This is a genomic window from Nitrospirota bacterium (assembly GCA_040752355.1).
In the GTDB taxonomy this organism is placed as follows: Bacteria; Nitrospirota; Thermodesulfovibrionia; order Thermodesulfovibrionales; family Dissulfurispiraceae; genus JBFMCP01.
The window spans coordinates 1-24,946 of record JBFMHE010000031.1 but is presented as its reverse complement, the minus strand read 5'-3'; the positions used below and the strand labels follow the sequence as shown (position 1 = coordinate 24,946).

Annotated in this window: 23 protein-coding genes and 1 tRNA gene; 1 reads left to right on the top strand and 23 read right to left on the bottom strand. The window is 58.8% G+C overall.

What is annotated here, in order from left to right; genetic code table 11:
• The 4 genes from AB1805_16335 to AB1805_16320 form a co-directional block, all read right to left on the bottom strand.
• The coding region (locus tag AB1805_16335; protein MEW5746998.1) for a methyl-accepting chemotaxis protein at nucleotides 1-1,315 on the bottom strand (1,315 nt) is incomplete at its 3' end.
• A gap of 241 nt (nucleotides 1,316-1,556) precedes the next feature.
• Nucleotides 1,557-2,207, bottom strand: a complete 651-nt coding sequence (locus AB1805_16330; protein ID MEW5746997.1) for a response regulator transcription factor — start codon at nucleotides 2,205-2,207, stop codon at nucleotides 1,557-1,559.
• A gap of 57 nt (nucleotides 2,208-2,264) precedes the next feature.
• Nucleotides 2,265-3,605, bottom strand: a complete 1,341-nt coding sequence (locus AB1805_16325) for a PAS domain-containing protein (protein MEW5746996.1) — start codon at nucleotides 3,603-3,605, stop codon at nucleotides 2,265-2,267.
• A gap of 279 nt (nucleotides 3,606-3,884) precedes the next feature.
• Complete coding sequence (locus AB1805_16320; GenBank protein ID MEW5746995.1) at nucleotides 3,885-4,337, bottom strand: DUF2231 domain-containing protein; 453 nt, start codon at nucleotides 4,335-4,337, stop codon at nucleotides 3,885-3,887.
• 252 nt (nucleotides 4,338-4,589) lie between these two features.
• Between AB1805_16320 and AB1805_16315 the strand changes: the two genes are divergently transcribed.
• Complete coding sequence (locus AB1805_16315) at nucleotides 4,590-5,639, top strand: PAS domain-containing sensor histidine kinase (GenBank protein ID MEW5746994.1); 1,050 nt, start codon at nucleotides 4,590-4,592, stop codon at nucleotides 5,637-5,639.
• 91 nt (nucleotides 5,640-5,730) lie between these two features.
• Here the strand turns inward: AB1805_16315 and AB1805_16310 are convergent, their stop codons facing one another.
• From AB1805_16310 to AB1805_16220, 19 genes are all read right to left on the bottom strand, one after another.
• Nucleotides 5,731-6,501 (bottom strand): c(7)-type cytochrome triheme domain-containing protein, encoded by a 771-nt coding sequence (locus AB1805_16310; protein ID MEW5746993.1) that lies wholly within the window; start codon nucleotides 6,499-6,501, stop codon nucleotides 5,731-5,733.
• The gene (locus AB1805_16305) at nucleotides 6,498-7,226 is read right to left on the bottom strand and encodes a cytochrome b/b6 domain-containing protein (GenBank protein MEW5746992.1); all 729 of its coding nucleotides are present in this window, start codon (nucleotides 7,224-7,226) and stop codon (nucleotides 6,498-6,500) included. Before AB1805_16305 ends, AB1805_16310 begins: the two co-directional genes overlap by 4 nt.
• Nucleotides 7,219-8,157, bottom strand: a complete 939-nt coding sequence (locus AB1805_16300; protein MEW5746991.1) for a cytochrome c3 family protein — start codon at nucleotides 8,155-8,157, stop codon at nucleotides 7,219-7,221. Before AB1805_16300 ends, AB1805_16305 begins: the two co-directional genes overlap by 8 nt.
• Before the next feature lie 216 nt (nucleotides 8,158-8,373).
• Entirely contained in the window at nucleotides 8,374-8,709 is a 336-nt protein-coding gene (locus AB1805_16295; protein MEW5746990.1) for a hypothetical protein, read from the bottom strand.
• A gap of 325 nt (nucleotides 8,710-9,034) precedes the next feature.
• Nucleotides 9,035-9,925 (bottom strand): hypothetical protein, encoded by an 891-nt coding sequence (locus AB1805_16290; GenBank protein MEW5746989.1) that lies wholly within the window; start codon nucleotides 9,923-9,925, stop codon nucleotides 9,035-9,037.
• 43 nt (nucleotides 9,926-9,968) lie between these two features.
• Nucleotides 9,969-10,970: a cytochrome c3 family protein gene (locus tag AB1805_16285; GenBank protein ID MEW5746988.1), complete on the bottom strand. Its 1,002-nt coding sequence runs from the start codon at nucleotides 10,968-10,970 to the stop codon at nucleotides 9,969-9,971.
• Nucleotides 10,971-11,145: 175 nt separating this feature from the next.
• Nucleotides 11,146-12,147, bottom strand: coding sequence for a potassium channel protein (locus tag AB1805_16280; GenBank protein ID MEW5746987.1), 1,002 nt, complete (start codon nucleotides 12,145-12,147; stop codon nucleotides 11,146-11,148).
• A complete protein-coding gene (locus tag AB1805_16275; protein ID MEW5746986.1) occupies nucleotides 12,123-12,620 on the bottom strand; it encodes a Mut7-C RNAse domain-containing protein in 498 nt (165 codons plus the stop codon). Before AB1805_16275 ends, AB1805_16280 begins: the two co-directional genes overlap by 25 nt.
• 348 nt (nucleotides 12,621-12,968) lie before the next feature.
• A complete protein-coding gene (gene rpoC, locus AB1805_16270; GenBank protein MEW5746985.1) occupies nucleotides 12,969-17,075 on the bottom strand; it encodes a DNA-directed RNA polymerase subunit beta' in 4,107 nt (1,368 codons plus the stop codon).
• Nucleotides 17,076-17,078: 3 nt separating this feature from the next.
• Nucleotides 17,079-21,014 carry a DNA-directed RNA polymerase subunit beta gene (gene rpoB / locus AB1805_16265; GenBank protein MEW5746984.1) on the bottom strand — a complete coding sequence of 1,312 codons (3,936 nt, stop codon included), beginning with the start codon at nucleotides 21,012-21,014 and terminating at the stop codon, nucleotides 17,079-17,081.
• Between the two features lie 91 nt (nucleotides 21,015-21,105).
• A complete protein-coding gene (rplL, locus tag AB1805_16260; protein ID MEW5746983.1) occupies nucleotides 21,106-21,486 on the bottom strand; it encodes a 50S ribosomal protein L7/L12 in 381 nt (126 codons plus the stop codon).
• Between the two features lie 25 nt (nucleotides 21,487-21,511).
• On the bottom strand, nucleotides 21,512-22,105 hold the full coding sequence (gene rplJ, locus AB1805_16255) for a 50S ribosomal protein L10 (protein MEW5746982.1): 594 nt from the start codon (nucleotides 22,103-22,105) through the stop codon (nucleotides 21,512-21,514).
• A gap of 296 nt (nucleotides 22,106-22,401) precedes the next feature.
• Nucleotides 22,402-23,091, bottom strand: coding sequence for a 50S ribosomal protein L1 (rplA, locus tag AB1805_16250; GenBank protein ID MEW5746981.1), 690 nt, complete (start codon nucleotides 23,089-23,091; stop codon nucleotides 22,402-22,404).
• Nucleotides 23,092-23,103: 12 nt separating this feature from the next.
• Nucleotides 23,104-23,532, bottom strand: a complete 429-nt coding sequence (gene rplK, locus AB1805_16245) for a 50S ribosomal protein L11 (protein ID MEW5746980.1) — start codon at nucleotides 23,530-23,532, stop codon at nucleotides 23,104-23,106.
• A gap of 86 nt (nucleotides 23,533-23,618) precedes the next feature.
• Nucleotides 23,619-24,143 carry a transcription termination/antitermination protein NusG gene (gene nusG / locus AB1805_16240; GenBank protein MEW5746979.1) on the bottom strand — a complete coding sequence of 175 codons (525 nt, stop codon included), beginning with the start codon at nucleotides 24,141-24,143 and terminating at the stop codon, nucleotides 23,619-23,621.
• A gap of 6 nt (nucleotides 24,144-24,149) precedes the next feature.
• Nucleotides 24,150-24,335: a preprotein translocase subunit SecE gene (gene secE, locus AB1805_16235; protein MEW5746978.1), complete on the bottom strand. Its 186-nt coding sequence runs from the start codon at nucleotides 24,333-24,335 to the stop codon at nucleotides 24,150-24,152.
• A 101-nt stretch (nucleotides 24,336-24,436) separates the two neighbouring features.
• A tRNA-Trp gene (locus AB1805_16230) sits at nucleotides 24,437-24,513 on the bottom strand.
• 86 nt (nucleotides 24,514-24,599) lie between these two features.
• Entirely contained in the window at nucleotides 24,600-24,752 is a 153-nt protein-coding gene (gene rpmG / locus AB1805_16225) for a 50S ribosomal protein L33 (GenBank protein MEW5746977.1), read from the bottom strand.
• 70 nt (nucleotides 24,753-24,822) lie between these two features.
• The coding region (locus AB1805_16220) for an elongation factor Tu (protein MEW5746976.1) at nucleotides 24,823-24,946 on the bottom strand (124 nt) is incomplete at its 5' end.

Here is a 24,946-nt window from a genome sequence, read left to right as displayed (position 1 = left end):
TCTGGATGTCGGGGACCAGCTTCTGGAGCATCTCGCCGGCTGCCTCCGCCACCTGAACACTGGAGCCCGACAATTGGCTGATCTCCCCTGCCGCGGTCTGGCTCCGCTCGGCCAGTTTCCTCACCTCTGAGGCGACTACGGCAAAGCCTTTTCCGTGCTCCCCTGCACGGGCAGCCTCGATGGCTGCGTTCAGTGCCAGCAGGTTGGTCTGGCGCGCTATCTCTTCGATGATCGAGATCTTCGAGGCTATGTCCCTCATGGCAGTGACCGCCTCGGAGACCGCCGTGCCGCTGTCCTGGGCATCCTTGGCTGACTTCTGGGCGATCTTTTCGGTCTGCTGCGCATTGTCCGCGTTCTGCCGGATATTGGAGGACATCTCTTCCATCGAGGAGGAGGCCTCTTCGGCTGCGGCGGCCTGCTCGGTGGCGCCCTGCGACATCTGCTCCGCGCTCGCACTCAGCTCCTGGCTGCCCGAAGCCACATTGTCGGCTGCGGCTTTTACATCAGTAACAATTTCCTTTAACCTCTCCACCATATTCTTCATGGCAAGATAAACGCCGGTCTCCTTGCCGGTGGATTCCAGCTTCATCGTGAGGTTGCCCTCGCTGATGTTCCGGGCGAGATCGGCAATGTAGCCCGGCTCTCCCCCCAGCTGTTTGGTGAGCCCCAAGGTAATGAGCACGCCCATAACGACGCCGAGACAGATACTGCCCACAACAAGAAGGATCATGAACAGGCGACTGCTCTTGTACAGCTCCGTTGTCGCAGCTGAGTATTCCTTTGCATTCTCTTCTTTGATCTTCGACAGCTCGGTCATGGCATTATCGAGCACATTGAGCTTTTCCCGTGCCGCTCCCATTGAAAGGTCGACAGAGGCTCTCCTGTCCTGGAGCCCCTCTTTTATAGCCGCTTCGATGATCTGCTTCTGAATCCGGTCGAACTCCTGCTGTGCCTGCATGATGAGCTCGAACTGCTGCTTCGCCTTTTCCGAGCTGAAGAGCGGCCTTGCCTTGTTGAGGTTTTCCATCATCCAGCCGTTGTACTTGGCAATGTTTTCTATGCGCTGCTGGCGGTCCTTTTCCGAGCTGGAAAGCAGGAGGTTCTTCTCTGCCCGGGTTGCATACAGCAGATTGATATTTGCCTCTTTGACATACGAGAGGCCGAGCAACTCCCTTTCGTACATCGTATCCGCCATATCATTGATTGCAGACATGTTCCTGATGCCCATGAAACCGATCGCCGCTGTAATGAACGACATGATCAGAAATGCGGACAATAGCCTCGTCCTCACCTTCAAGTTGTTGAACCAGTTCATTGCTGCCCTCCTCTGAGGATATGACTTCGGTCGCTCCTTTGTACCGAGCGTCGTCAGTGCAAAATTGCACACATCCTTTTGTCGGAAAAAACAAGGAGGCTTCGTATCGGGGACTCCCTGTTTTTCAGCTCAGGGATATCCCGGCTGCAAAATAGGGGATTTCCCTATAGCCAGGAAGGCAAGATGCGAGAGAGCAGATCACCGGATGCAGCGCAGGAGGCGCCGCGCAAGAGACGGCCCCCTACAGGGCGGTGTTCCTCATGCTATGATGGACAGCGTGGAGCAGGAGCTCACGGGAGCTTTTCAGGCCCATCTTTGTCCTGATGTGTCCGACATGGGTCTCGATGGTCTTGATGCTCAGGTTCAGCTGCTTTGCGATCGCACCCGGCGAGAGCCCCTGTCCGATGAGCTGGAAAACCTCGAGCTCACGGGAGCTCAGGCTCTCGAGCCGGGAGCGGTCTTTCGCATGCTGCTTCCCGGCAAACCGCTGCAGCAGCTGCGCGCCGAGCTCATCGCTGACGTAAACGCCTCCCGAGGCGATACGCCGCAGGGCGGTGATGATCTTTTCGGGCCGCTCTTTTTTCATGATGTACCCTTTTGCCCCGGCTTCCAGGCATCGTTCGGCGTACAACGACTCCTCATGCATCGAGAGCACCAGGATATTCAGGAAAGGGAAATGCTGCGCAAGGTCCTCGATAAGCTTCAGTCCGCTGCTGTCGCCGAGAGAGATATCGATAATGGCACAGTCGGGCCTGCATTCCGCAATGCCGTCAAGCGCTCCCCGGATGGTCCCCGCGCTTCCCCGTGCCGTGAGGTCGGGCTCCTGGTCGATCAGCTGGGCGAGCGCCTGGCTGACGAGAGGATGGTCATCAACGATGAAGACGGTATGCACTTGATCACCTCCATGCAAGGAATTGCGCGTCGCCCGACCGAGGCGGGCATGCACGCATTATTGCCGAACCCGCTTCAAATCATGACGGGTGCATCGTACAAGCGTTCCCCGGGGAGAAGTGCTATAGACCGAAAGCGATGCGCCGATGACCCCGGCGCGATACTGCATGATCTTCAAACCCATGCCGCCGCCCTGTCCGGCGCTTTCGGCAATGCCGGCGCCGTCGTCCCGCACGGTCAGGAACACCGCTCCCTGTACTGCGATCAAGGAGATATCGATCTCTTGCGGCGACGCGTGCCGCACGGCGTTCGTCACCGCCTCCTGGGCGATCCGGTAAAGATGTCCCGCTGCACCGGCATCGATGGTGAGTCGTTGTCCGTCGCAGGTGAACCTGCACGGGATCCCGAAGAGCTTCTCGGTGGTAGCGGCGAGCTCACCGAGGGCCGCAGCGAGCCCTTCCTCCTCGACGGATGCAGACAGAAGACTCTTTGACAGGCTCCTGACCTGTCCTTTCGCCTGTTCGATGATCGCGGCGATCTCGGACAGGTGCTCGGATTCCGGAAGGGAGCACTGTTCCCATCGCCGCTCTAGGACTCTCGTCTTGAGTGCGAGAGCGGTGAGGAGCTGCCCTATACCGTCATGCAGGTCCCGCCCTACAGTGCGCAGTTTCCGCTCCTCGGCGAGGAGCAGCTCTCTTTCCATGCGTTTGCGCTCGGTAATATCACGACCGTACTCGATAACTCCCACAAGCGTGCCGCTGCTGTCGCGGAGCGGGAACGTATACACCTCAGCCCACCAGCTGTGCCCCTTATCGGACCGGTGCTCGACGACCTCCACGTGCGGTTCCCCGCTCTCGATCGTCCTGCGAGAGGGACAGCGCTCACAGGGCTCCGCACGGTCGTGGAACACCTCATAGCACTTCCTGGACCGGGGAGGTATCGGCAGCTTATGCGCATACCATCGCTCTACGGTCTTGTTCACGAGAATGACGGTCAGGTCGGTATCAACCACGCACATGCCGTCTTGAATGCCGTCGAGCACGCTGTTGAGGAATGCGCCGTTCCTGGCCCGTTCTTCTGCCGCTCTCCTCCGCACCGTTTTGAGAAGCCCGCTGAGCTCGCCGGTCATCGCGCCGACGAGAAGCGTGACGACCATCCCCGGCCAGAGCCGCAGATGCGCTGTCATACCGTCCTCTGCGACCCAGGAGAACAGGAGGGCGTTCAGGAGGATGCAGGCGAAGGCTGCGGCAAGCCCGCCGCGCCATCCGGCGAGCATCCCCGCTGATGCGACGGGGAACAAGACTAGAGCCGTGGCCACCTCGCCGACGGTGCGATACAAAGGAGTAAAGGCGACAGCGTACGCGGCTGCTGTCCCTGCAACAATCAGCGGGGCGATCATTCTGGAACCGTAAGCATTACATATGATCGGCTGAAAAAAATCGGCGGCCATTCGACTATACAATTGCTGTGCGGCTGAAAGCGCTACGCCCTACACTATTTCCGGCACTTCCCTCATCAGCACAGAGATAACATACCAGAAGAATGGAGAGAATGTCACGACCTGCCCCTTTCCCACTCTTCTGAGCGCCTGCCACCGCTCACTGCACTAGGCACGTCCCTCTCTCCTGGTTGAGACACTTTATTATACCGAACGTTTCGCAGCGTGCATCCGCACTCCTCACGGGTGGTTGAGCCGCCCTCCATAATACCCTTCTACAGAAGCTCCCGCCATCAAAAGTATATTGCCGATGAGGTACACCCAATGCGCCGTACTAGTGCGGGTGTTTATGAAGTCATCAAGGGAGACCACGCGCCAGACCGACAGGGCCAAGCTCAGGCCCAGCATAATGAAGGCGATCACGATCTTCCGTTGAAAGAGCGGAACGCAAGCGCCCTGGTAGCGGGTCTTCCAGGTCCGCCAGCCGCTCACGGTGGTGGGTATCATCACAACGGTTCCGGCAATCAGCGCTACATTGGTAGCCTCTTCAAAACAATCCGGCTTGGTGAAAAGATGCAGTATCTGAAAGCCGAAGGCAGCAACGTAGAACGATATCGGGAAATGAGTAATCAGAACATGCCAATGCACATGATACGCAGATTTCGAAAAATCCAGGTCCGGAATCAGAGCCATGCCTTCCTCCTTGTCCACCCATCAGGTTTATTTCTGATCGTACTCGTTCTGTGCTCTTACACGATTACTATAAATACAGTTAAAATAGCATGTTCTGCCTCGAATCTCAACAAGCTTTGAGGGTTATACCCCCTCCTCCCCCGAACGAGTTTTTCCGGACGAGATATTTCTAAATTGGCTTGACTTCTGCGGAGAATCGGATTATTATTCTCTTCAATGTCGTCACCGCACACACCAATGGGGGGAGGTCCCGTGGGGGGAAGTCCGAGTGCATGCGCCGAGCTGATGGAAGCGCTCATGCGCGGCATTCCCGATTTCATCTATTTCAAAGACCTGCAGTGCAGGTTCGTTGCCGTCAGCAATACGTGCGCTGTCTATGCCAGCACGTCAATCGACGATATGATCGGCAAGACGGACTCCGACTTCCTGCCGCCCGACCAGGCCGAAGCGCTGCTGCTCGAAGACAAGAGGATCATGGATACCGGCATCCCGGTCAAAGACAAGATAGAGCGGAGGACCTGCCCTCAGGGGAAAGAGCTGTGGCTCTCGGTCACGAAAGTCCCCTGGAGGGATGCGCGAGGCGAAACGGTCGGCATCATGGGGGTCTGCCGGGACGTGACCGAACGCATCGAGCGGGAGCGGCACATCCTCGATATGCTGAGCATCGCCTCGCACGATATCCGCGGGCCGCTCGTCGCGATCGGGAGCACGATAAAGCTCCTCACCCGCGGCGCGTTCGGCACGATCGACGAGAGTGTCAAAGTCACCCTTTCGGATATTTCCGCCAGGATACACCACCTCGAGAAGATCGTCAGCGAATACCTCTGCCGGTCATCCATCATGAACGCGAAGATGCCGGAAAAGGAGTACCTCGACCTCCGGCAGGACATCATCGATCCGCTCCTCGACGAATTCGCTTCGGAGATCGAAGAGAACAGGATCAGGATCGACAACAGCCTGGGAGCGATTCCGGGCAACAGGATCATCATAAAAGCGAACGCCCACTGGGTCCGCATCGTCTACCGCAACCTGATCCGCAACGCCATACGCTATGCGGTTTCGGGCTATATCGCCTTCGGGTTCGAAGACAGGGGCGATCACTACCGGCTCAATGTCTACAACAGCGGGCCCCCGGTGTCGGATGAAAACCGCACCCGGATATTCGAGCGCTTCGAGAGCAAGGACAGCACCGGCCTCGGCCTCACGATCAGCCGCGATCTCATAGCAAAGCACGGGGGAGACATGTGGTGCGAGAACACATGGGATAACCACCCGAACTTCATCTTCACGATTCCGAAATAACGCCCCCTCTGCCCGCGGAGAGCGGCCTCTCGCAGCACTAAAAAAAGCCGGGAGCGCGATACACGCTCCCGGCTTTTTGCAGGGTTCCGGTTCAACTCTTATGGCATCGGGCGCAATCGGAGACTGGGAAGGCGATCTGGTTATTGTGGCAGGCGCCGCAGAGCTTCCCTTTCTCCATGGGCTCCATCTTCATCCTGCCCTGGGTCTTCTTCATCTCGAAGAGCTTCGGATGACAGTCGCTGCAGCCGAACGCACTGGTATGGAACTTATGGCTGAATGCGACGTCGCCGATGCCCTCGACCTTGTACGTCAGCTCCTTGTTGAACCCCTTCACGGCGTGGCACTTATCGCACTCATTGGCGGAAAAGGCCTTCTTGCCGTCGTGGCAGGCGCCGCAGTAAGCGCCGTTGTAGATGTCCTTCATCGTGACCTCGGCAGCTCCCGTCTTCATGAGGAAGACGCCGGGATGGCACTCGCGGCAGCTGAACGTCTTTGCGTGAGACTCGTGGTTAAAGCGCGAGGGGAACGCCGTCTTGTTGAAGGCGATCGCCTTGATGCTATGGCAATTGCCGCAGACGTCTCTCCGCACCGTTATATGCTGGTGCCCCTGGAAGTCGTGGCACTGGTTGCAGTGGTACCCCGAATCGAGATGCAGCCGGTGCGAGAAGACCCCTTTCCGCGGCGGGGCCGAAAACTTCTCGTAGGCATGGCACTGGAAGCACGGCAGGCTCTTGATCGCCTCATCGCGGGTAACGACCTTCTCGGGCTCCTTCTCGGCCTCCGCCGTTGCCGCGTGCTCCACCTTCGCCGGGGAGCAGCCGAATATCAGCAGACTCATCGAGACCAGCACCAGCCATCTCATTTATTGACCCCTTTGCCATCCCCGAACTCGATCTCATACTCCAGGGGATGCTCGTGTTTCATATCCTCGATCGGGATCTTCCCGGTAATCCAGGTCATGCTCATGGGGAACTTGTTGTAGCGCAGGTGCTCGTTGTAGAAGTGCCAGAAGAGGATGAAGACGATCGCCAGCAGGGCCTCGTCGCTGTGCATGATCGAGAGCACATCCCATATCCAGTTGGCGCTCCATGCCGGGAAGAAGGTGGACGCCCATACGGGAAAGGCGAGGAAGAGCCCCGACAGCCCGATGATCCCCATGCCCCAGAAGACCGCCCAGTAGTCGAACTTGTGGATATAGCTGAACCTGCCGAACTTCGGCTTCGTCTTGCTCAGGCCGACGAAATAGAGGATGTTCTGGACCGCATCGGTCACATCCTTCGGCGTCGGGATGATGGTGGTATTCCAGCGCAGCTTCATCTTGCCCGTGCCGAGCATATAGGCGAGATACGCCACATGCCAGACGAAGTCGAGCAGCATGGTGATGCCCGCTGCGCGATGGACGATGCCGGCGTTCTTCGCGCCGCCCCATATCTGCACCAGCCAGCTCGAGTGCTCGACCGTCTGCTCGGGATATTTCAGCGCCCATCCGGTAAAGGTGAGCAGGAGGAAGGTGACGAACATGATCACGTGCTGTATTCTTTCGGTCAGGTTGAAACGAAGGTACTCCTTCGGGATCTCTCTACTCATGGCGGTCCTCCTTGCCCTTCCTGAAAACTTTATCCCTGATCTCCGAATATGCCTCGAGGACGACGTGCCCCGTTATGAAGGTGAAGACTCCCAGCAGGAGCACGATAAGCCCCTTCTCGAAGTAGTAGGGGATGGGATTGTCCTTTCCGAGCGGCTGATGGCTTATGGCGGTGACGAACTTCTTCGTTGCGCCGGGATGGCATGTGCCGCAGGTCGTGGTCCTGTTCTCCCAGGCCACCGGCGACTTCGGGTGATCCCATTCCATCACTTCATGGGCGCCGTGGCAGCTGACGCAGGTGGGGGCATTCTGGTGGCCGATGACATATTTCTTCCCGTGGAAGCTCGCATAATAGCTTTCGAGAATATGCGTGCTGAAGTTGTATTTTTTGGCGAGCGACTCCTGCTCGTGGCATGTGCCGCAGGTCTCCACGATGTTCTTGTAGCTCACCGGCGAGGTCGCCGTGCCCTTGGGAGTGATATAGTGCGGCGAGCCGTGGCAGTCGGTACAGAGCGGACCGTCCGCCTGCTTCTTATCGATGATATTCCTGCCGTGAGCGCTGTTCTGCCACGCCTTGTAGATATCGCTGTGGCAATCGGCGCATGCAGCCTGGGCGACGGGATCGGCCTTCGCCTTCTGGGTGAGCCTGCTCGCCAGCGCCCCGACGGCGCCGGGAACCCCGCCTGCCTGGACCGGGGCATGCGGGTTCGCGCTGAACTGTTTGTGGCAGGCGACGCAATCGAGGCTCCCATGCACCGAGCTCGCATACCGGTTTCCGTCTACATTGACGTCGACAAGGGCTCCCTTCTCTGTCCTGACCTTGCCCTTCATCGCGCTATGGCAGGCAAGGCAGGCAAAGGTATCGGCGTATGCCGCACCGGAGAGGCACAGCAGCGGAAACAATAAGAATACTACCGCCAGAAACCTTCTCATCAGACCTCCTTCATCATAGTGTTATTTATAACGGATAAGTGGCTGCTCGCGGGCTACAGCTACTAATGATACCTAAAGAGAGGATTCTTTGTAAATACTTATGACCTGCGAAACTTCGATACTGCTTGCCGCTCACGGGTGCAACCGGGGCGAAAAAAACGGGGAGAGGCAGTGCGCGCCCTCTCCCCGTTATAACCGTAGCGTTCGGCTGCGGGACTACCGGACCTTGACCTCGCTCCCCGCAGGCTTGGCGGCTGCCGCAGGCTCGGTGACAGCGGCTACCGCATAGCCTCCGACCGTCCCGAGTATCGACCCGATAACGATGCTCACCGACCCGGTGCTGACAATGCCGAGCACACTGCCGACGGCGACCACCATCCTCACCAGCAGCGACGGCTCGACAGAATGCCCCAGCAGATGCTTCATGACGAGCAGCGAGCCGTAGCTCCCGAAATAGAATCCCGGAATGAGCCCGAAGAAGAGAAACGCCAGCCCCCCGACCGCCGCCCCGATCTTTGTCCCCATCCTTACCTTCTGCATCTTTGTCTTCATACCGCTACCTCCTCCATTATGGTTGTTTAAAGATATGCTCAGCGCAATTGACCGATAAACAATTACTCTTCATCTGCTCTTCACCAAGTTATATTGCACATTTTGTGCCACCAAACAACCATTTGTATTATAACTTATTTTAAAAATGAAGAACTTTGCACTTCTGCAAAAAGCGCTCAAGCCTTTGCACCACTGCAAAATGGGACGGGGCTGCACGCAACAGGAGAGCAAAGGAACGAGGAGCGGGCATGACAACAAGCTCTATTATAACCGTTATAACCGTCACGAGGAGAAAAATTCAAAAAGGCTCGATTCAGTACTCGATTCAGTAAATGAAGCTCTCCGGCTTTCTGAAGGCGTGGCACTCGCTGCAGAGGGACTTCGCCCGCTCCTCGCCCACGGTCCAGGTATGCGGCCGGTGGCAATACATGCAGTGCAATCCTTTACTGAGATGGCGCCCGTGCTGCCCCACCGCCGTCTCGTTGCGGTGGCACTCGCTCACGCAGGTCGCCGGAGTGGGATTTATCTTCCCGTGCGGCCGGTGGCACTGATGGCAGAGGAGACCCGACATCGGTCCTTTCCGGGGGATAGCGGCATGGCATTTGATGCACCGGTCCTTGGGGACCATCGACGGCGTCTTTTCGGAGAAGGAGTGGCACTTGAGGCATGAGAACGCCTCCATGCCGATGCCGTGGACTCCCTTGTCATGGTGACACTCCTGGCAGGAGCGCTCATTGACGTGGAAGTCGTGGACCGTACCCTTATGGCACTCCTTGCAGGCGATCTTCTGCATGAAGACATGCCGCGCATGGCCGTACGACTTCGTCATCGTGACCGCTCCCTGCGCTGCGCTGTCGGTGTGGCAGCGGTTGCATGCCTGCCAGGGCTTCTCCCTGCCGTGGGTCTGCTCCAGGGGCTTATTCCCGGCAACCACGAAGGCGACCAGGAGCTGGTTCTTTTCGAAGATAGTCAGCTGGTGGCACCTCTGGCAGACTACATCCCGGTGCTTTCCCTTCTGCCACTCCCTGACCGCTGCGTCCATGAGGTGGCAGGAGGCGCAGAACTGGGGATCTTCCTGGGTGTACCGGTAATAGCGGTAGCCCACCGTAACGCCGAGTATGAATACGGTCACCAGCGCCGCGAGAATGAACCCCTTGAAGTGCTCAACAAGGTTCTCGACCGCATCGCCGTATTTCCTTTTCCCCGGCTTTTTCACGGGCGTCCCGCCGACCGAACTCTCTACGCTCCCCTCTGCTCCCCTACGCTCCTATGAAGCGCTGGGGGTCTTTGTACTCATGGCACCGTATGCATTCGCGGCGTGCCTGCTCCTCGGTCACCGTCCACCCGTGAGGCTTATGGCAGTCCCTGCACTTCATCGACATGCCCTTGATATGGACCTCGTGCTTTCCCTTGGCCGGCGCATCGCTGTGGCATTTCAGGCAGTCGTTCCAGTCGGCCCGCGCCTGCTGGTGGGGCTTGTGGCACCGGTAGCAATCGAACTGCATCGGGGCGCCGGCAGGAACCTCTATCTTGGTCGCCTTCCTGATGTCGGCCTCCGAGACCTGGAAGAAGCGGACATCCAGGGTGCCGCCCTTCAGGAGCTCCTGACGCGTGCTCTCCTGGCCGTGGCACACCAGGCACTTGGCGCGATCGGGCCTGAGGTCTTTCCGCCGCTCGGTGTGGCAATTGAAGCACTGCAGCTGCTCCATGCCCTTGCCGTGGACCTCTTTCCCCTCATGGCACCTGAAGCAGACCTTCTCATCGGCAGCGAACTTGTGGATGACATAGCCGTGGCACCGCGTACACTCCACGTCATGGTCCACCACATGCCGCATATGGTATTGGGAGGAGCTCACCAGCTTGGCGCTAGGATACTTCTCGTTGCGCTCCCAATGGCAGTCCATGCAGAATTTCCTGGGGACGATGATCTTCCCGTGGCGGGGCGTAATCGTCTTGTGGCCGAGAAAGACGAAATGGTAGAGCTGCCGGACCTGGTCGAGCTTGGTCGAATGGTGGCAGTCGTGGCAATTGACGCTCTTGTGCTCGCTCACCGACCAGGCCTGGTTCGCACTGTCGTGAACATGGCAGATGATGCAGGCGTCCGGGTCGTTCTCGAAATAGTCGTTGACTTTATAGGCGGCGACGCCGCCGGCGAGCACGAACAGCAGGAAGAACACTACGAGGAGAATCCTCGCCTTGCGCGAGATCTTCTCGGTGAACCATGTAATCAGCCAATCAACAACGGTTAACGGATTGAACACTTCGCTTTCCTCCCCTGAATCTCACTCTTTTTCTTTTTCGCACCGCTCGTTATGGATGCGTCTGCGCTCCGCCTTACCGGCTGCTTCTCATTCTTCGCCTCGTTCTTTTCAGCGCGTCCTGTATTGTACAACAGAAAGGTACTCTTCAGCTATCCCCTGCAGGGCGCAGACGCAGCTATTTCTTCATGCCCGCCATCTCCTCAAGGGTCCCGAGCTTCGAGATCTCGCCGAGCGCGATCAGCGTATCCCCTGCTTTGATGGTGGTGCGGAAGGTCGGATTGAACTTCATTTCACCAGAGGCGCGCCGTATCCCGACGATGATAATGCCCAGCTCCCTGCCGATGCCGCATTCGTCGAGGCTGAGCCCGACGAGACGCGAGCCCTCCTTTATCGTAATCTCCTCCATCTGCAGGTCGATGTTGCCGCTCTTCGTCGCGAACTCGATAAAATCGACGACCGCGGGCTTCAGCACCGTGTGGGCGATGCGCAGGCCGCCGATATGGTAGGGCGAGATCACGCGGTTCGCTCCCGCCCTCAGCAGCTTCTGCTCCGATCCCTCCTCCCCTGCCCGTGCCACGATGAGGAGGCCGGGATTCATCCCCCGGGCGCTGAGGACCACGAAGAGGTTCTCCGCATCGGTGGGGAGCACCGAGATCAGCCCCCTGGCGCGCTCGATGCCCGCATCCCGCAGCGTATCGTCCTGTGTTGCATCGCCCTCGATGATGAGCAGATCGTCACTCTCCTGCGCGATGTCATGCTGCTTCTCGACAACGATGAACCGCACCTTCTTCTCCTTGAGCTCGCGGCAGATGATCCTTCCCATCCTGCCGAACCCGCAGACGATGTAGTGGTCCTTCAGTTCTTTTATCCTCTTTTCCACTCTTCTCCTCCCGAACAGTTCCTGGAGCTCTCCTTCGAGAACGATCTTTGCCCCGGTACTCAGGGCGTAGAGGACCGTGCCGACGCCGCCGATGATCAGCATGATCGTGAACGCGATCCCCTGCGGCGACAGCGCATGGATCTCCCGGTAACCGACCGTCGTCAGCGTTATTATCGTCATGTAAAGGGCATCGAGAAAGTCCCAGCCCTCTATGCCCATGTACCCGGCAGTGCCGAAGGCGATGATCAGCACGATGAGCATGAGCGCGAATATCAGTCTCCGTCTGAGGCTCCCCACTGCGCGATCACTTCCTTCAGTTTGCTCTTGATGCGGTTCGCATGCGATCCTTCCCAGTAGACTTTACCACACTCCCTGCACCGAAAAAAAGAATCGGCAGAGAGCAGGACATGCTCCGGCACGCTCTCTGCAACAGCCTCCCGGGAGGCGGGTTCGAGCGTCCCGTTGCAGCGGGGACAGCGCGCGGGCAGGGGCAGCGAGGGCAGCCGTGCGCTCTGCCGGAGGAAGGCCAGCACCTCGGCGAGCTGCTCGAAGACCTCCTCTGCCCGAATGAGCGCCACCGTACTGTTCCCTCTGCGGGAAGGGATGCCGGTATCCCTGGTGAGGAGAATACGCTGCTCCTGCGCGGCGATCCTGAGCAGGGTGCGGTCATCGATGCGGTTGCAATAGAGCGTATCGAACCCGAGGATCCTGAGCCACGTGGCAAGGCTCCCCAGCATGACATCGGCGACAAAGCGGGGGGTATCAGACATGATTGTTATTGCTTCTGAGGAAGCACCTTTCTTCTGTGTCGAAGCAGGGCATGAAGGGAGCCGCTGCAAGGCATTTACAAAGCGACAGGATACCGTATCTGTGGGGATTTTCAAGGGCTCCGCCATGTGAGGCCCTCTTGCTGTTGTCGGGGGCGATATGAAAATCATCTAAGGTGTCGCAGGTAAATGCCTTGCAGCGGTTCCCTTCATGCCCCGTCGCCTGCTCATGCATAATTACCGTATTCCGGCAACTTCGTTCATAAAAAAAGCCCTGCGGCGTCCGCCGCAGGGCTCTCATGGTTCAGTTATACATGCGTTCCTTCACCATCAGTGAAGAGCAGCCGCCTGCTACTCCACCGCTTCCTCGGCGTGCTCGAGCTGCATGGCGTAGAAATCTCCCTTGATGAAGGTGTCGCGGTAGGGCTGCATGCCGGTTCCCGCGGGGATTATCCTTCCCATGATCACGTTCTCCTTCAGGCCCCTGAGCTCGTCCACCATGCCGCTCAGCGCAGCCTCGGTGAGCACCCGGGTCGTCTCCTGGAAGGACGCAGCCGACACCCAGCTCTCGGTCGAAAGGGACGCCTTCGTGATCCCGAGGAGCAGCGGTCTTCCCTGCGCCGGCCTGCCGCCGTTGTCGCGCACCCGCTCGTTCTCCTCGGCGAAGATCATCCTGTCGACCTCGTCGCCGATCAGGAATACCGTATCGCCCGGGTCCTCGATGCGTATCTTCCGCATCATCTGCCGGACGATGACCTCGATATGCTTATCGTTGATCGAGACGCCCTGCAGGCGGTAGACCTTCTGGACCTCGTCGACGAGATAGCTCTGGAGCTCCTTCGGTCCGAGGATATCCAGGATGCTGTGGGGGTTCACCGCGCCGTCCATCAGCGGCTCTCCGGCCTTTACCCAGTCGCCCTCATGGACGGTGACATGCTTGCCCTTGGGAATGAGGTACTCCCTCGATTCGCTGCCGCCCTTTACGACGACCACGCGCATTCCCTTATGGGCGCCCCTGAACTCGACGATACCGTCGATCTCGCTGACGATCGTCTGCTCCTTGGGCTTCCGCGCCTCGAAGAGCTCCGCGACCCTCGGCAGACCGCCGGTGATGTCCTTCGTCTTGGTGGTCTCCCGCGGTATCTTCGCGAGGATATCGCCGGGATAGATGGCATCCCCCTTGTCGGCGAGGATGTGAGCGCCTGCGGGAAGCAGGTACCGGGCGGGATTGTTCGTCCCGGGGATCTTGACGGTCCTCCCGTGCTCGTCCTTGATCGATATTCTCGGCCTCATGTTCGCCGGGTAGTCGATGACGACCTTGTGGGCGAGGCCGGTGGTCTCGTCGACCTCCTCCTTGAAGGTAGCGCCCTCGACGATATCGCCCAGCGCGACCTTGCCGCCGATCTCGGTCAGGATCGGGGTGGAGTACGGGTCCCATTCGACCAGCCGCTGGTTGGCGTCGATCTTCTGGCCGTCCTCGACGAATATCCTCGCGCCGTAGACGAGGTTGTACTTCTCCTTCTCCCTGCCCGACTTGTCCGCCACCGCGATCATCGCGTTACGGTTGAGGACGATGAGCACGCCCTCCTTGTTCTTGACGGCGCTCACGTCGATGAACTTGACGAAGCCCGAGTTCTTCGCCTCGAGCGTCGCCTGCTCGATCACCTTCGTCGCCGCGCCGCCGATATGGAAGGTTCTCATCGTCAGCTGCGTGCCGGGCTCGCCGATGGACTGCGCGGCGATGATCCCTATGGACTCGCCGATCTCGATCGGTCCGCCCCGGGCGAGGTCTCTTCCGTAGCACTTGGCGCAGACGCCGACCCGTGAATGGCAGGTGAGGACCGAGCGGATCTTCACGCGGTCGATGCCCGCCTCGACGACCTTCTTCGCCAGCTCGTCGTCGACCTCGACGTTCCGGTTGGCGATGATATCGCCGGTCACCGGATCTTTCAGCGTCTCGGCAATGGTCCTCCCGAATATCCGCTCCTCCAGGGCTTGAATGATCTCGCCGCCCTCGATGAGCGGGACAACGGTAATCCCCTCGCGGGTCCCGCAATCGATCTCGTTGAGGATCACGTCCTGCGCGACATCGACCAGCCTCCTGGTCAGATAACCGGCGTTAGCGGTCTTGAGCGCGGTGTCGGCCAGACCCTTGCGCGCACCGTGGGTCGAGATGAAGTACTGCAGCGGCGTAAGGCCCTCTCTGAAGTTGGCCGTGATCGGGGTCTCGATGATCTCGCCCGACGGCTTGGCCATAAGGCCTCGCATGCCGGCGAGCTGGCGGATCTGGGCGGCGCTGCCTCGTGCGCCCGAATCGGCCATCATGAAGATGCTGTTGAAAGACCTGCTCTCCTTGATCTGGTCCTCGGTAAGCTCCTTGCCCTCCTCGGCGCCGAGCTCTTTCATCATCTCGTCGGCGACCTTTTCGGTCACGTTCGCCCAGATGTCGATGACCTTGTTATACCGCTCGCCCTGGGTGATCAGGCCGTCGGCATACTGCCGCTGGACCTCCATCACCTCCTGCTCCGCCTCCTTGATCAGCTCCGCCTTCTTGGTGGGGATATGCATGTCGTCGATCGAGATCGAGATGCCGGACCTCGTGGCGTAGCCGAACCCGAGCCGTTCGAGGTTGTTCAGGAAGACAACGGTCGCCCGCTTTCCCGATACCTTGTGGATATATTCGATGAGCTTCCCGATCTCCTTCTTGGTCAGCTCCTTGTTGACCGCGGAGAAGGGGATGCCGTCAGGCAGTATCTCGCTGAAGAGCATCCGGCCCGCCGTGGTCTCGACAAACCCGCCGTCCATCCTCACCTTGATCATCGCATGCTCATCGACCACGCCGGCGTCATAGGCGATGCGGACATCATCGGGGTCGGCGAAGGCCTTCCCCTCGCCGCGGGCTCCCCTCTTCTGTTTCGTGAGGTAGTAGATGCCCAGGACCATATCCTGCGTCGGCACGACGATCGGCTTTCCGTTCGCCGGCGAGAGGAGGTTGTTGATCGAGAGCATCAGCACCCGCGCCTCGATCTGCGCCTCGATCGAGAGCGGCACATGCACCGCCATCTGGTCGCCGTCGAAGTCGGCGTTGAAGGCGGTGCAGACCAGCGGGTGGAGCTTGATCGCCTTGCCCTCGACGAGCATGGGGTCGAAGGCCTGGATGCCGAGGCGGTGGAGGGTCGGGGCGCGGTTCAGGAGCACCGGATGCTCGGTGATCACGTCCTCGAGCGCATCCCAGACCTCGGGCCGCTCCTTCTCGACCAGCCTCTTGGCCTGTTTTATGGTGGTCGCGTAGCCTTTCTCCTCGAGCTTGTTGAAGACGAACGGCTTGAAGAGCTCGAGGGCCATGCGCTTCGGCAGGCCGCACTGGTTCATCTTGAGCTCGGGACCGACGACGATGACCGAACGGCCGGAGTAATCGACGCGCTTGCCGAGCAGGTTCTGCCTGAAGCGGCCCTGCTTGCCCTTGATCATATCGCTCAGGGATTTGAGCGCGCGCTTGCCGCCGGCCTTCAGGACCTTGGAGCGCTTGCTGTTGTCGAAGAGCGCATCGACCGCCTCCTGGAGCATTCTCTTCTCGTTCTTGATGATGACGCTCGGCGCCTTGAGCTCCATCAGCCGCTTCAGCCGGTTGTTCCGGTTGATGACGCGGCGGTAGAGGTCGTTGAGATCGGAGGTCGCGAACCGACCTCCGTCGAGGGGAACGAGGGGCCGCAGGTCCGGGGGAAGCACGGGAATGATATCGAGGATCATCCACTCCGGCCTGTTCTCGGACCTGAGGAACGCCTCGACCGTCTTGATCCGCTTCGAGAGCCGCCGCTTGACGCCCAGGGAGGAGACCGAATCGATCTTCTCCTTCAGCTCCTTGGCGAGCAGATCGAGATCGACCTTTCTCAGGAGCTCCCTGATGGCCTCGGCGCCCATTCCCGCCTTGAAACGGCTGCCGTACTCGGCGAGCTTCTTCTTGTACTCGTCCTCGGAGAGCAGCTCCTTCTCCTTGAGCGGCGTATCGCCGGCATCGATGACCACGTACTCCTCGAAGTAGAGCACCTTCTCCAACTGGCGTATGGTCATGTCGAGGAGCGTCCCTATCCTGCTGGGAACGCCCCGGAGGAGCCATACATGGGCGACGGGAGTCGCGAGCTCGATATGCCCCATGCGCTCCCTTCTCACCTTGGACTGAATGACCTCGACGCCGCACTTGTCGCAGATGACGCCGCGGTGCTTCATCCTCTTGTATTTGCCGCAGAGGCACTCCCAGTCCTTTACGGGGCCGAAGATCTTGGCGCAGAAGAGTCCGTCCCGTTCCGGCTTGAAGGTACGGTAGTTGATGGTCTCGGGCTTCTTCACTTCACCGTACGACCACTCCCGTATCTTCTCCGGCGACGCCAGCTTGATCCGTATCGCGTCGAAATCCTTCGGATTCTTCGGCTTCTGGAAAAGGGCATAAATATCTTCTATCACCTATTCCTCCCTCTTTTTCTTTTTCTCCAGGAGCTCTACATCAAGGCCGAGGCTCTGGAGCTCTTTTATTAATACGTGGAACGATTCGGGAACGCCGGGCTCGAGCACGGGGTCGCCTTTGACGATGGCCTCGTACATGCGCGATCTCCCGCTGATGTCATCGCTCTTTACGGTCAGGAATTCCTGCAGCGTATGCGCCGCGCCGTATGCCTCGAGCGCCCAGACTTCCATCTCTCCCAGCCTCTGGCCGCCGAACTGGGCCTTGCCGCCGAGCGGCTGCTGGGTGACGAGCGAGTAGGGGCCGATGGAGCGGGCGTGTATCTTGTCGGCGACGAGGTGGTGCAGCTTCAGCATGTACATGCAGCCCACCGTCACCGGCCTCTGGAACGGCTCGCCGGTCTTGCCGTCGAAGAGCGTTATCTGCCCCGAGGTCGGGAGCCCCGACTTCTTGAGCAGGTCCTTGATCTCGCTCTCCTTCGCCCCTTCGAAGACCGGGGTCGAGACATGGAGACCGAGGGACTTTGCCGCCCACCCGAGATGGATCTCGAGGATCTGGCCCACGTTCATTCGGGAGGGGACGCCCAGGGGGTTCAGCACGATGTCGACCGTCCTGCCGTCGGGCAGATAGGGCATATCCTCCTCGGGCATGATCATCGAGACGACGCCCTTGTTGCCGTGGCGTCCCGCCATCTTGTCGCCGACCTGTATCTTCCGCTTCATCGCGATATAGGCCTTGACGACCTTGTTGACGCCGGGAGGCAGTTCGTCGCCCTTTTTCACCCGGTCGATGCGCTCCTGGTACCGCGTCTCGAGGTACTTTATATACTGGGTTATCTCGCCGCTGATCTCCTCCATCTTCGCCCGGAGCTCGGGATCGGCGAGCTTTACCCTCGACAGGTGGTCGTCCTTGATCTTGGCGACCTGCCCCTCGGTGAGCTTCTTGCCTGCCTGCCCGATGAGCTCCCTCGTCTTGGGGTCCTTGAAGTCGTCCTCAAGCTTCGCGCCGGCAAGAATGCGGCGGAGCTTGGCGGCCCGCTCTTCCTTGAGGATCTTGACCTCTTCCTCGAGGTCTCTCTGGAGCCTGTTGATATCGTCCTCTTCGATGCTCTTGGTCCGGGCATCCTTTTCGATGCCCTTCCGAGAAAGGACCCGGACATCGACCACCACGCCCTCGATGCCGGGCGGAACATAGAGGCAGCTCTCTTTTACCTCCTCGGCCTTTTCACCGAAGATGGCGCGGAGCAGCTTCTCTTCGGGAGTGAGCATCGTCTCGCCCTTGGGGGTGACCTTGCCCACCAGGATATCGCCGGGCTTCACCTCGGCGCCGATCCTGATGATGCCGCTCTCGTCGAGGTCTTTCAGCGCTTCCTCGCCGACGTTCGGGATATCCCGCGTGATCTCCTCGGGCCCGAGCTTGGTGTCCCGCGCTTCGACCTCGAACTCCTCGATATGGATGGAGGTATACACATCGTCCTTCACCAGGCGCTCGTTGATGAGGATAGCGTCCTCGAAGTTATAGCCGCCCCAGGGCATGAACGCGACGATCACGTTCTTGCCCAGTGCGAGCTCTCCCAGCTCCGTCGAAGGGCCATCGCCCAGGATATCGCCCTGCTCCACGATATCTCCAACATTGACGATCGGCTTCTGGGTCATGCAGGTGCCCTGGTTGGAGCGGTGGAACTTCACGAGATTATAGATATCGACGCCGCCCTGGTCCTTGACCCTGACCACGATGCGCGCCGAATCGACGCTCTCGACAACGCCGGACCGCTTGGCGAGCACGAGCCATCCCGAGTCCTTTGCCGCGGCGTGCTCCATACCGGTGCCGACGATCGGCGACTCCGAAACGAGCAGCGGGACCGCCTGGCGCTGCATGTTGGATCCCATGAGCGCCCTGTTCGCGTCATCGTTCTCGAGGAAGGGGATCAGCGCCGCCGAAACGCTCACGATCTGCTTCGGCGACACATCCATGTACTGGACTTCTTCGGGCGTGACGATCTTGAAGTCGCCGCCGACCCTCGCCGAAACCGTTTCGCCGATAAGGTTGCCCTTCTTGTCGGCCGGCGAGGTCGCCTCGGCGATGACATAGTTCTGGCCCTCGATCGCCGTGAAGTAGACGATCTCCTTGGTGACCCGTCCGTCCACCACCTTGCGGTAGGGCGCCTCGATAAAGCCGAAGTCGTTGATCTTGGCGTAGGAGGCGAGGGAGGTGATGAGGCCGATATTCGGGCCTTCCGGCGTCTCGATCGGGCATATTCTGCCGTAGTGCGTCGGATGCACGTCGCGCACCTCGAAGCCCGCCCGTTCCCGGGTCAGGCCGCCGGGGCCGAGGGCGGAAAGCCGTCTCTTATGCGTGATCTCGGAGAGCGGGTTGGTCTGGTCCATGAACTGGCTCAGCTGGCTCGAGCCGAAGAACTCCTTCACCGCAGCCATGACCGGCTTCGCGTTGATGAGGTCGTGCGGCATGGCCGTGTCGAGCTCGGTGAGCGTCATCTTCTCCTTGATCGCCCGCTCCATGCGGACGAGACCGATCCTGAAGTGGTTTTCGAGGAGTTCGCCGATGCCCCTCACCCTTCTGTTGCCGAGGTGGTCGATATCGTCGACCTCGCCCTTGCCGGTCCTCAGGTTGAGCAGGTAGCGCACGATCTCGACGATGTCGCGGTCGGTGAGCACCCTGACGTCGAGGGGGATATCGAGGCCGAGCTTTTCATTGACCTTGAGACGGCCCACGGACGAGAGGTCGTACCGCTTCGGGTCGAAGAAGAGGCCGTTGAAAAGCTCCCGCGCCGCATCCTCGGTCGCCGGCTCGCCGGGTCTCAATTTGCGGTAAATCTCTTTCAGCGCCTCTTCCTGCGAGGTCACCTTGTCGGTCAGGAGCGTCTCGCGGAACGAGGGCAGGTAGTTGACGTTATCGATGAAGAGCAGGTGCAGGATATCGATCTTCATCGAGAGCATCTTGTAGAAGATATCCTCGGTGATCTCCTTGTTGCCGTCGAGGATGATCTCGCCCGTCGCCGGGTCGACGATGTCGTGGAGCGTAACCCTGCCGATGATCTCGGCTGCGGGGATCGGGATCTCCTTTATCCCGGCGGCCTCCATCTTCTTGAGCGCCGCCTTCGTTATCTTGCTCGCCTCCTTGACGATGACTTCACCGCCCTTGGGCGCGAGGATATTCTGTTTCGTCCTGACGCCGGCGAGCACATCGCTCACCACCCGCGTATAGTTGTCCTTCCCCTTTATCTTAACTTCCTCTACCGGATAGAATGTCTTCAACAGGTCTTCATTCGAGTAGCCCAGCGCCTTCAGAACGATCGTCGCCGGCAGCTTCCTCCGGCGGTCGATCCGCACATAGAGGATGTCCTTCGAATCGAACTCGAAATCGAGCCAGGAGCCCCTGGCCGGAATTGCCCGCGCTGTATATAAAAGCCTGCCGCTTGCATGGGTCTTGCCCTTGTCGGGAGCGAAGTAGACCCCCGGAGAGCGGTGCAGCTGGCTGACGATTACCCTCTCGGTTCCATTTATGATGAAGCTTCCGGTCTCGGTCATGATCGGCATATCGCCGATATAGACTTCCTGCTCGCGCGATTCCTTCAGGATCCGGTTGCCCCGATCATCCCGCTCCCAGATATTGAGACGCACCTTGATCTTGAGCGGCGCTGCAAAGGTCAGCCCCTTCACGATGCTCTCGCGGGGGGTCAGCTTCGGCTCGCCCAGGACATAGGAAATGAATTCTATGGAGGCGGTATCGTTGTAATCGGTAATCGGGAAGACGCTGTTGAACGCGGCCTGGAGCCCTTCATCAACCCTCGTGCCGGAGTCACCGTCTTTCTGCAGGAATTTCTCGAAGGATTTCCTCTGAAACTCCACGAGATACGGCACGTCCAGGACTAACGGAACCTTACCGAAGTTTACTCTTTCTCTTAAAAGCTTAGCCATAGCTCTCCTTCTTCCGTTTAAAAGTTAGAAAGTAAGAAGCAGGAAACGGGGGTTTTCCGCCGCCCGCTTCCTACTCCTTGCGTCCGGAACGTTATTTTATTTCTACCGCGGCTCCCTCTGCTTCGAGCTTTGCCTTGATGGAATCGGCCTCTTCCTTCGAGACGCCGGTCTTGACCGGCTTCGGAGCACCGTCGACCACGTCCTTGGCCTCTTTCAGGCCCAGGCCGGTGAGCTCGCGGACCACCTTGATGACCTGGATCTTCTTGTCGCCCGCGGCAGTAAGGACGACATCAAAGCTGGTCTTCTCCTCTGCAGCAGCAGCCGGAGCAGCCCCTGCGGGCGCTGCGGCAACGGCGACCGGAGCGGCAGCGGTAACGCCGTACCGCTCCTCGAACTCCTTGATGAACTGCGACATGTCCAGAATGGTCATGTTGTCGATAAACGTGAACACCTCTTCCTTGGTAACCGCCATTGTATAGTTCCTCCTTATAGGTTCTTTATGCGCTTTTCTTGTCTTTGAGTGAGCTCAATGCATAGGCAAACTGCGTCAGCGTGGCGTTCAACGCACCGGCCAGCTTCGACAGCGGCGCCTGGAACGTCCCTGCCATCATGCTCAAGAGGACCTCTCTCGGCGGCAGCTTCGAGACCGCTTTGAGATCCTCGGTCGAGAAGAGCTTCCCCTCGACGATACCGCCCTTGACCTTGAGCTTCTCGTTCTTCCCGGCAAACTCGAGGACCTTCTTCGCAGCGGCGATGGGGTCGTCATAGCCGAAGGCGATGCCGGTCGGTCCGATAAAGGAGTCCTTGGCGGACTCTATCGGGGTCCCTTTGGCAGCGATGGTGACGAGCGTATTCTTGGCGACCTTGTACTCCGCCCCGGCCTCTTTCAAGAGCTTTCTCAGGTCGGAGATCTCGGCAACGGTCAACCCCTTGTACTCGGTGAACACCACCGCCTTCGACCGGGAAAACTTCTCGGTCAGCTCGGCGATCTGTTGTGATTTTTTCTCCTTGGTAATCAGATCCTTCCTCCTTTCCCAGAGACGGGCAGAGGTGAGTATTCCATGCGCTGAGGGTGCGGCATGCGAAGCCACTCAACAGAACAGTCTGATAAGGTCATCTACTTCCACCGTCTCGGCAGGCAGGCCGCTCTCGTGCAGCTCGCAAAGGCCAATTAAAGCCCCTCCCGGGGCATCCCTTTCCGCCGGGATGCATCGGGAGGCGCCACCTGCTGTCTCTGACATGTATTTATACAGGCTACGCCTGCATCAAGTAAGAAGTCAAAAAGTAGAAAGTGGGAAGTGTTCGGATTATATTTATTCTTCAACTTCTCACTTCTCACTTCTTACTTCGTACTTCCTACTTTTTTCCTATGCTACTTTCTTTTTTCCTATGCTACTTTCAGGCGGCCCACATCGACCTTGATGCCCGGTCCCATGGTCGACGACAGCGTGATCTTCCTGATGTACTTCCCTTTGGAAGCCGCGGGCTTCGCCTTGACCACCGATTTCAGGATCGCCATGGTGTTCTCCACGAGCTTCTCCTTGTCGAAGGATACCTTGCCCACCGGCACATGGACGATGCCCGCCTTTTCGACCTTGTACTCGACCTTGCCGGCCTTGATCTCCTTGACCGCCTTCCCTACATCGAAGGTGACGGTGCCGAGCTTGGGGTTGGGCATGAGGCCCCGGGGACCGAGGACCTTTCCGAGCTTTCCGACGAGCCCCATGAGATCGGGGGTAGCGACGGCCTTGTCGAACTCGAGCCAGCCCTGCTGGATCTTCTCGACCATATCCTCCGCGCCCACGTAATCGGCGCCGGCATCCCTCGCCTCCTTCTCCTTCTCTCCTTTTGCGAAGACCAGCACCCGCACCGGCTTACCGGTCCCATAGGGGAGCACGACGGTGCCCCGGACCATCTGGTCGGACTTCTTCGCATCCACGCCGAGGTTGATCGCCAGGTCGACCGTCTCGTCGAACTTCGTGAAGGTATTTTCCTTGAGGAGCTGAATCGCCTCTTCTATGGCATATTCCTGGTTCAGATCAACTTTGGTTTCGACGGCATTCATTTTCTTGCCCATGTCCCGTTCCTCCTACTCCCTTATTTCCACGCCCATGCTTCGCGCCGTGCCCCTGATGATCGCCTTCGCCGCCTCGAGCGAGGTGGTGTTCAGATCGGGAAGCTTCGTCTTCGCGATCTCTTCGACCTGGGCATCCGAGAGCGCCCCGACCTTGTCCTTGTTGGGAACGCTCGAGCCCTTCACGACACCGGCCGCCTTCTTGATCAGCTCGGACGCGGGCGGGGTCTTCAAAATGAACGTAAAAGACCGGTCGTTATAAATGCTCAGCACCGCGGGAACCAGGGTGTCCCCCATGGCTTGCGTCTGGGCGTTGAACTGCTTGCAGAACTCCATGATATTGATCCCGTGCGGTCCCAGCGCCGGACCCACCGGGGGCGCCGGATTCGCCTTGCCCGCGGGAATCACGAGCTTCACCTGTGCAACTACCTCTTTCTTCGCCATCTCTCTCCTCCTGATTTAGCTCATAGCCGATAGCTCATAGCTGCGAGCACGGCACCGTACGCCATGAGCCATGAGCTATGAGCTAACTATGCTTTTTCCACCTGCGAGAAGGCGAGCTCAACCGGCGTCTGCCTTCCGAATATGCTGACCATGACCCGCAGCCTTCCATGGTCCATATCGACCTCATCGACATACCCGACGAAATTGCTGAACGGACCGTCGGTGATCCGGACATTCTCTCCCTTTTCGTACTGGCTCTTCACCACCGGAGCGGGCCCCCGCTCCAGCTGCTGCAGGATCACCTCGACCTCCTCTTCAGGAAGGGGAACGGGCCGGGTGCCGCCGACGAACCCGGTCACCCGCATGGTGTTCTTGATGAGGTGCCATGTCTCGTCATCGAGCTCCATTTCGACGAGGATGTAGCCCGGGTAAAACTTCTTGTCCGACTCCTTCTTCCTCTTTCCCTTGAGCTCCACCACCTTCTCCGTGGGAATGAGGATGCGGGAAATCTTCTCCTCGAGGCCTTTCAATTTGACCTTTTCCTCTATCGAGACCTTTACCTTTTCCTCATACCCGGAATAGGTATGCACCACATACCAGCTTTTGCTCATGTCTCTTTACCTTACCAGTAGTTGGATTATTCGTGCCAGACTCAAATCAATGGCGCCCAGAAACAATGAAGCGACGATCACGGCGGTGATGACCACCCAGGTGGAGCCTGTCAGCTCATCCCGCGAGGGATAATTGACCTTCTTCGCTTCCACTTTGACGTCCCTGAAGAATGCCTTAATCCTTTGGATCATTCCCGCTCCTTTTGGTAAGTGAGAAGCAGGAAGCGGGAGCTAAGGAGGAATAAAGATTTCTCCTTTTCCCTCTCACTTCTCACTTCTCACTTGCAGTTAAATGGCAGGCCAGGAGGGATTCGAACCCCCAGCCCTCGGATTTGGAGTCCGATGCTCTAGCCGTTAGAGCTACTGGCCTATCCCTAAAACCAAGCTCCAAACTCCAAATCACAAATTCCAAAAATTAATTTGGAATTCGGTGCTTGGAATTTGGAATTTATCCGGTTACGCCTTGGTCTCCTTGTGCGGCGTATGCTTCCTGCAGCTCCTGCAGTACTTCTTGAGCTGAAGCTTGTCCGGCGTATTCTTCTTGTTCTTCATGCTCGAATAGTTCTTGTGCTTGCACTCGGTGCACTGAAACAGTATTATCTCTCTCATAGTTGCCTCACTCCGTTACGCTCTCTATAAACGACCACGCGCCTGCGACGCTTTACAAAAGCCTGCTGCCCTACTGGATGATATCGGTGACGACGCCGGCACCGACGGTTCTGCCGCCCTCACGGATAGCGAACCTCAGTTCCTTCTCCATTGCGATAGGGGCGATCAGCTCGACCGTTAACGACACATTGTCT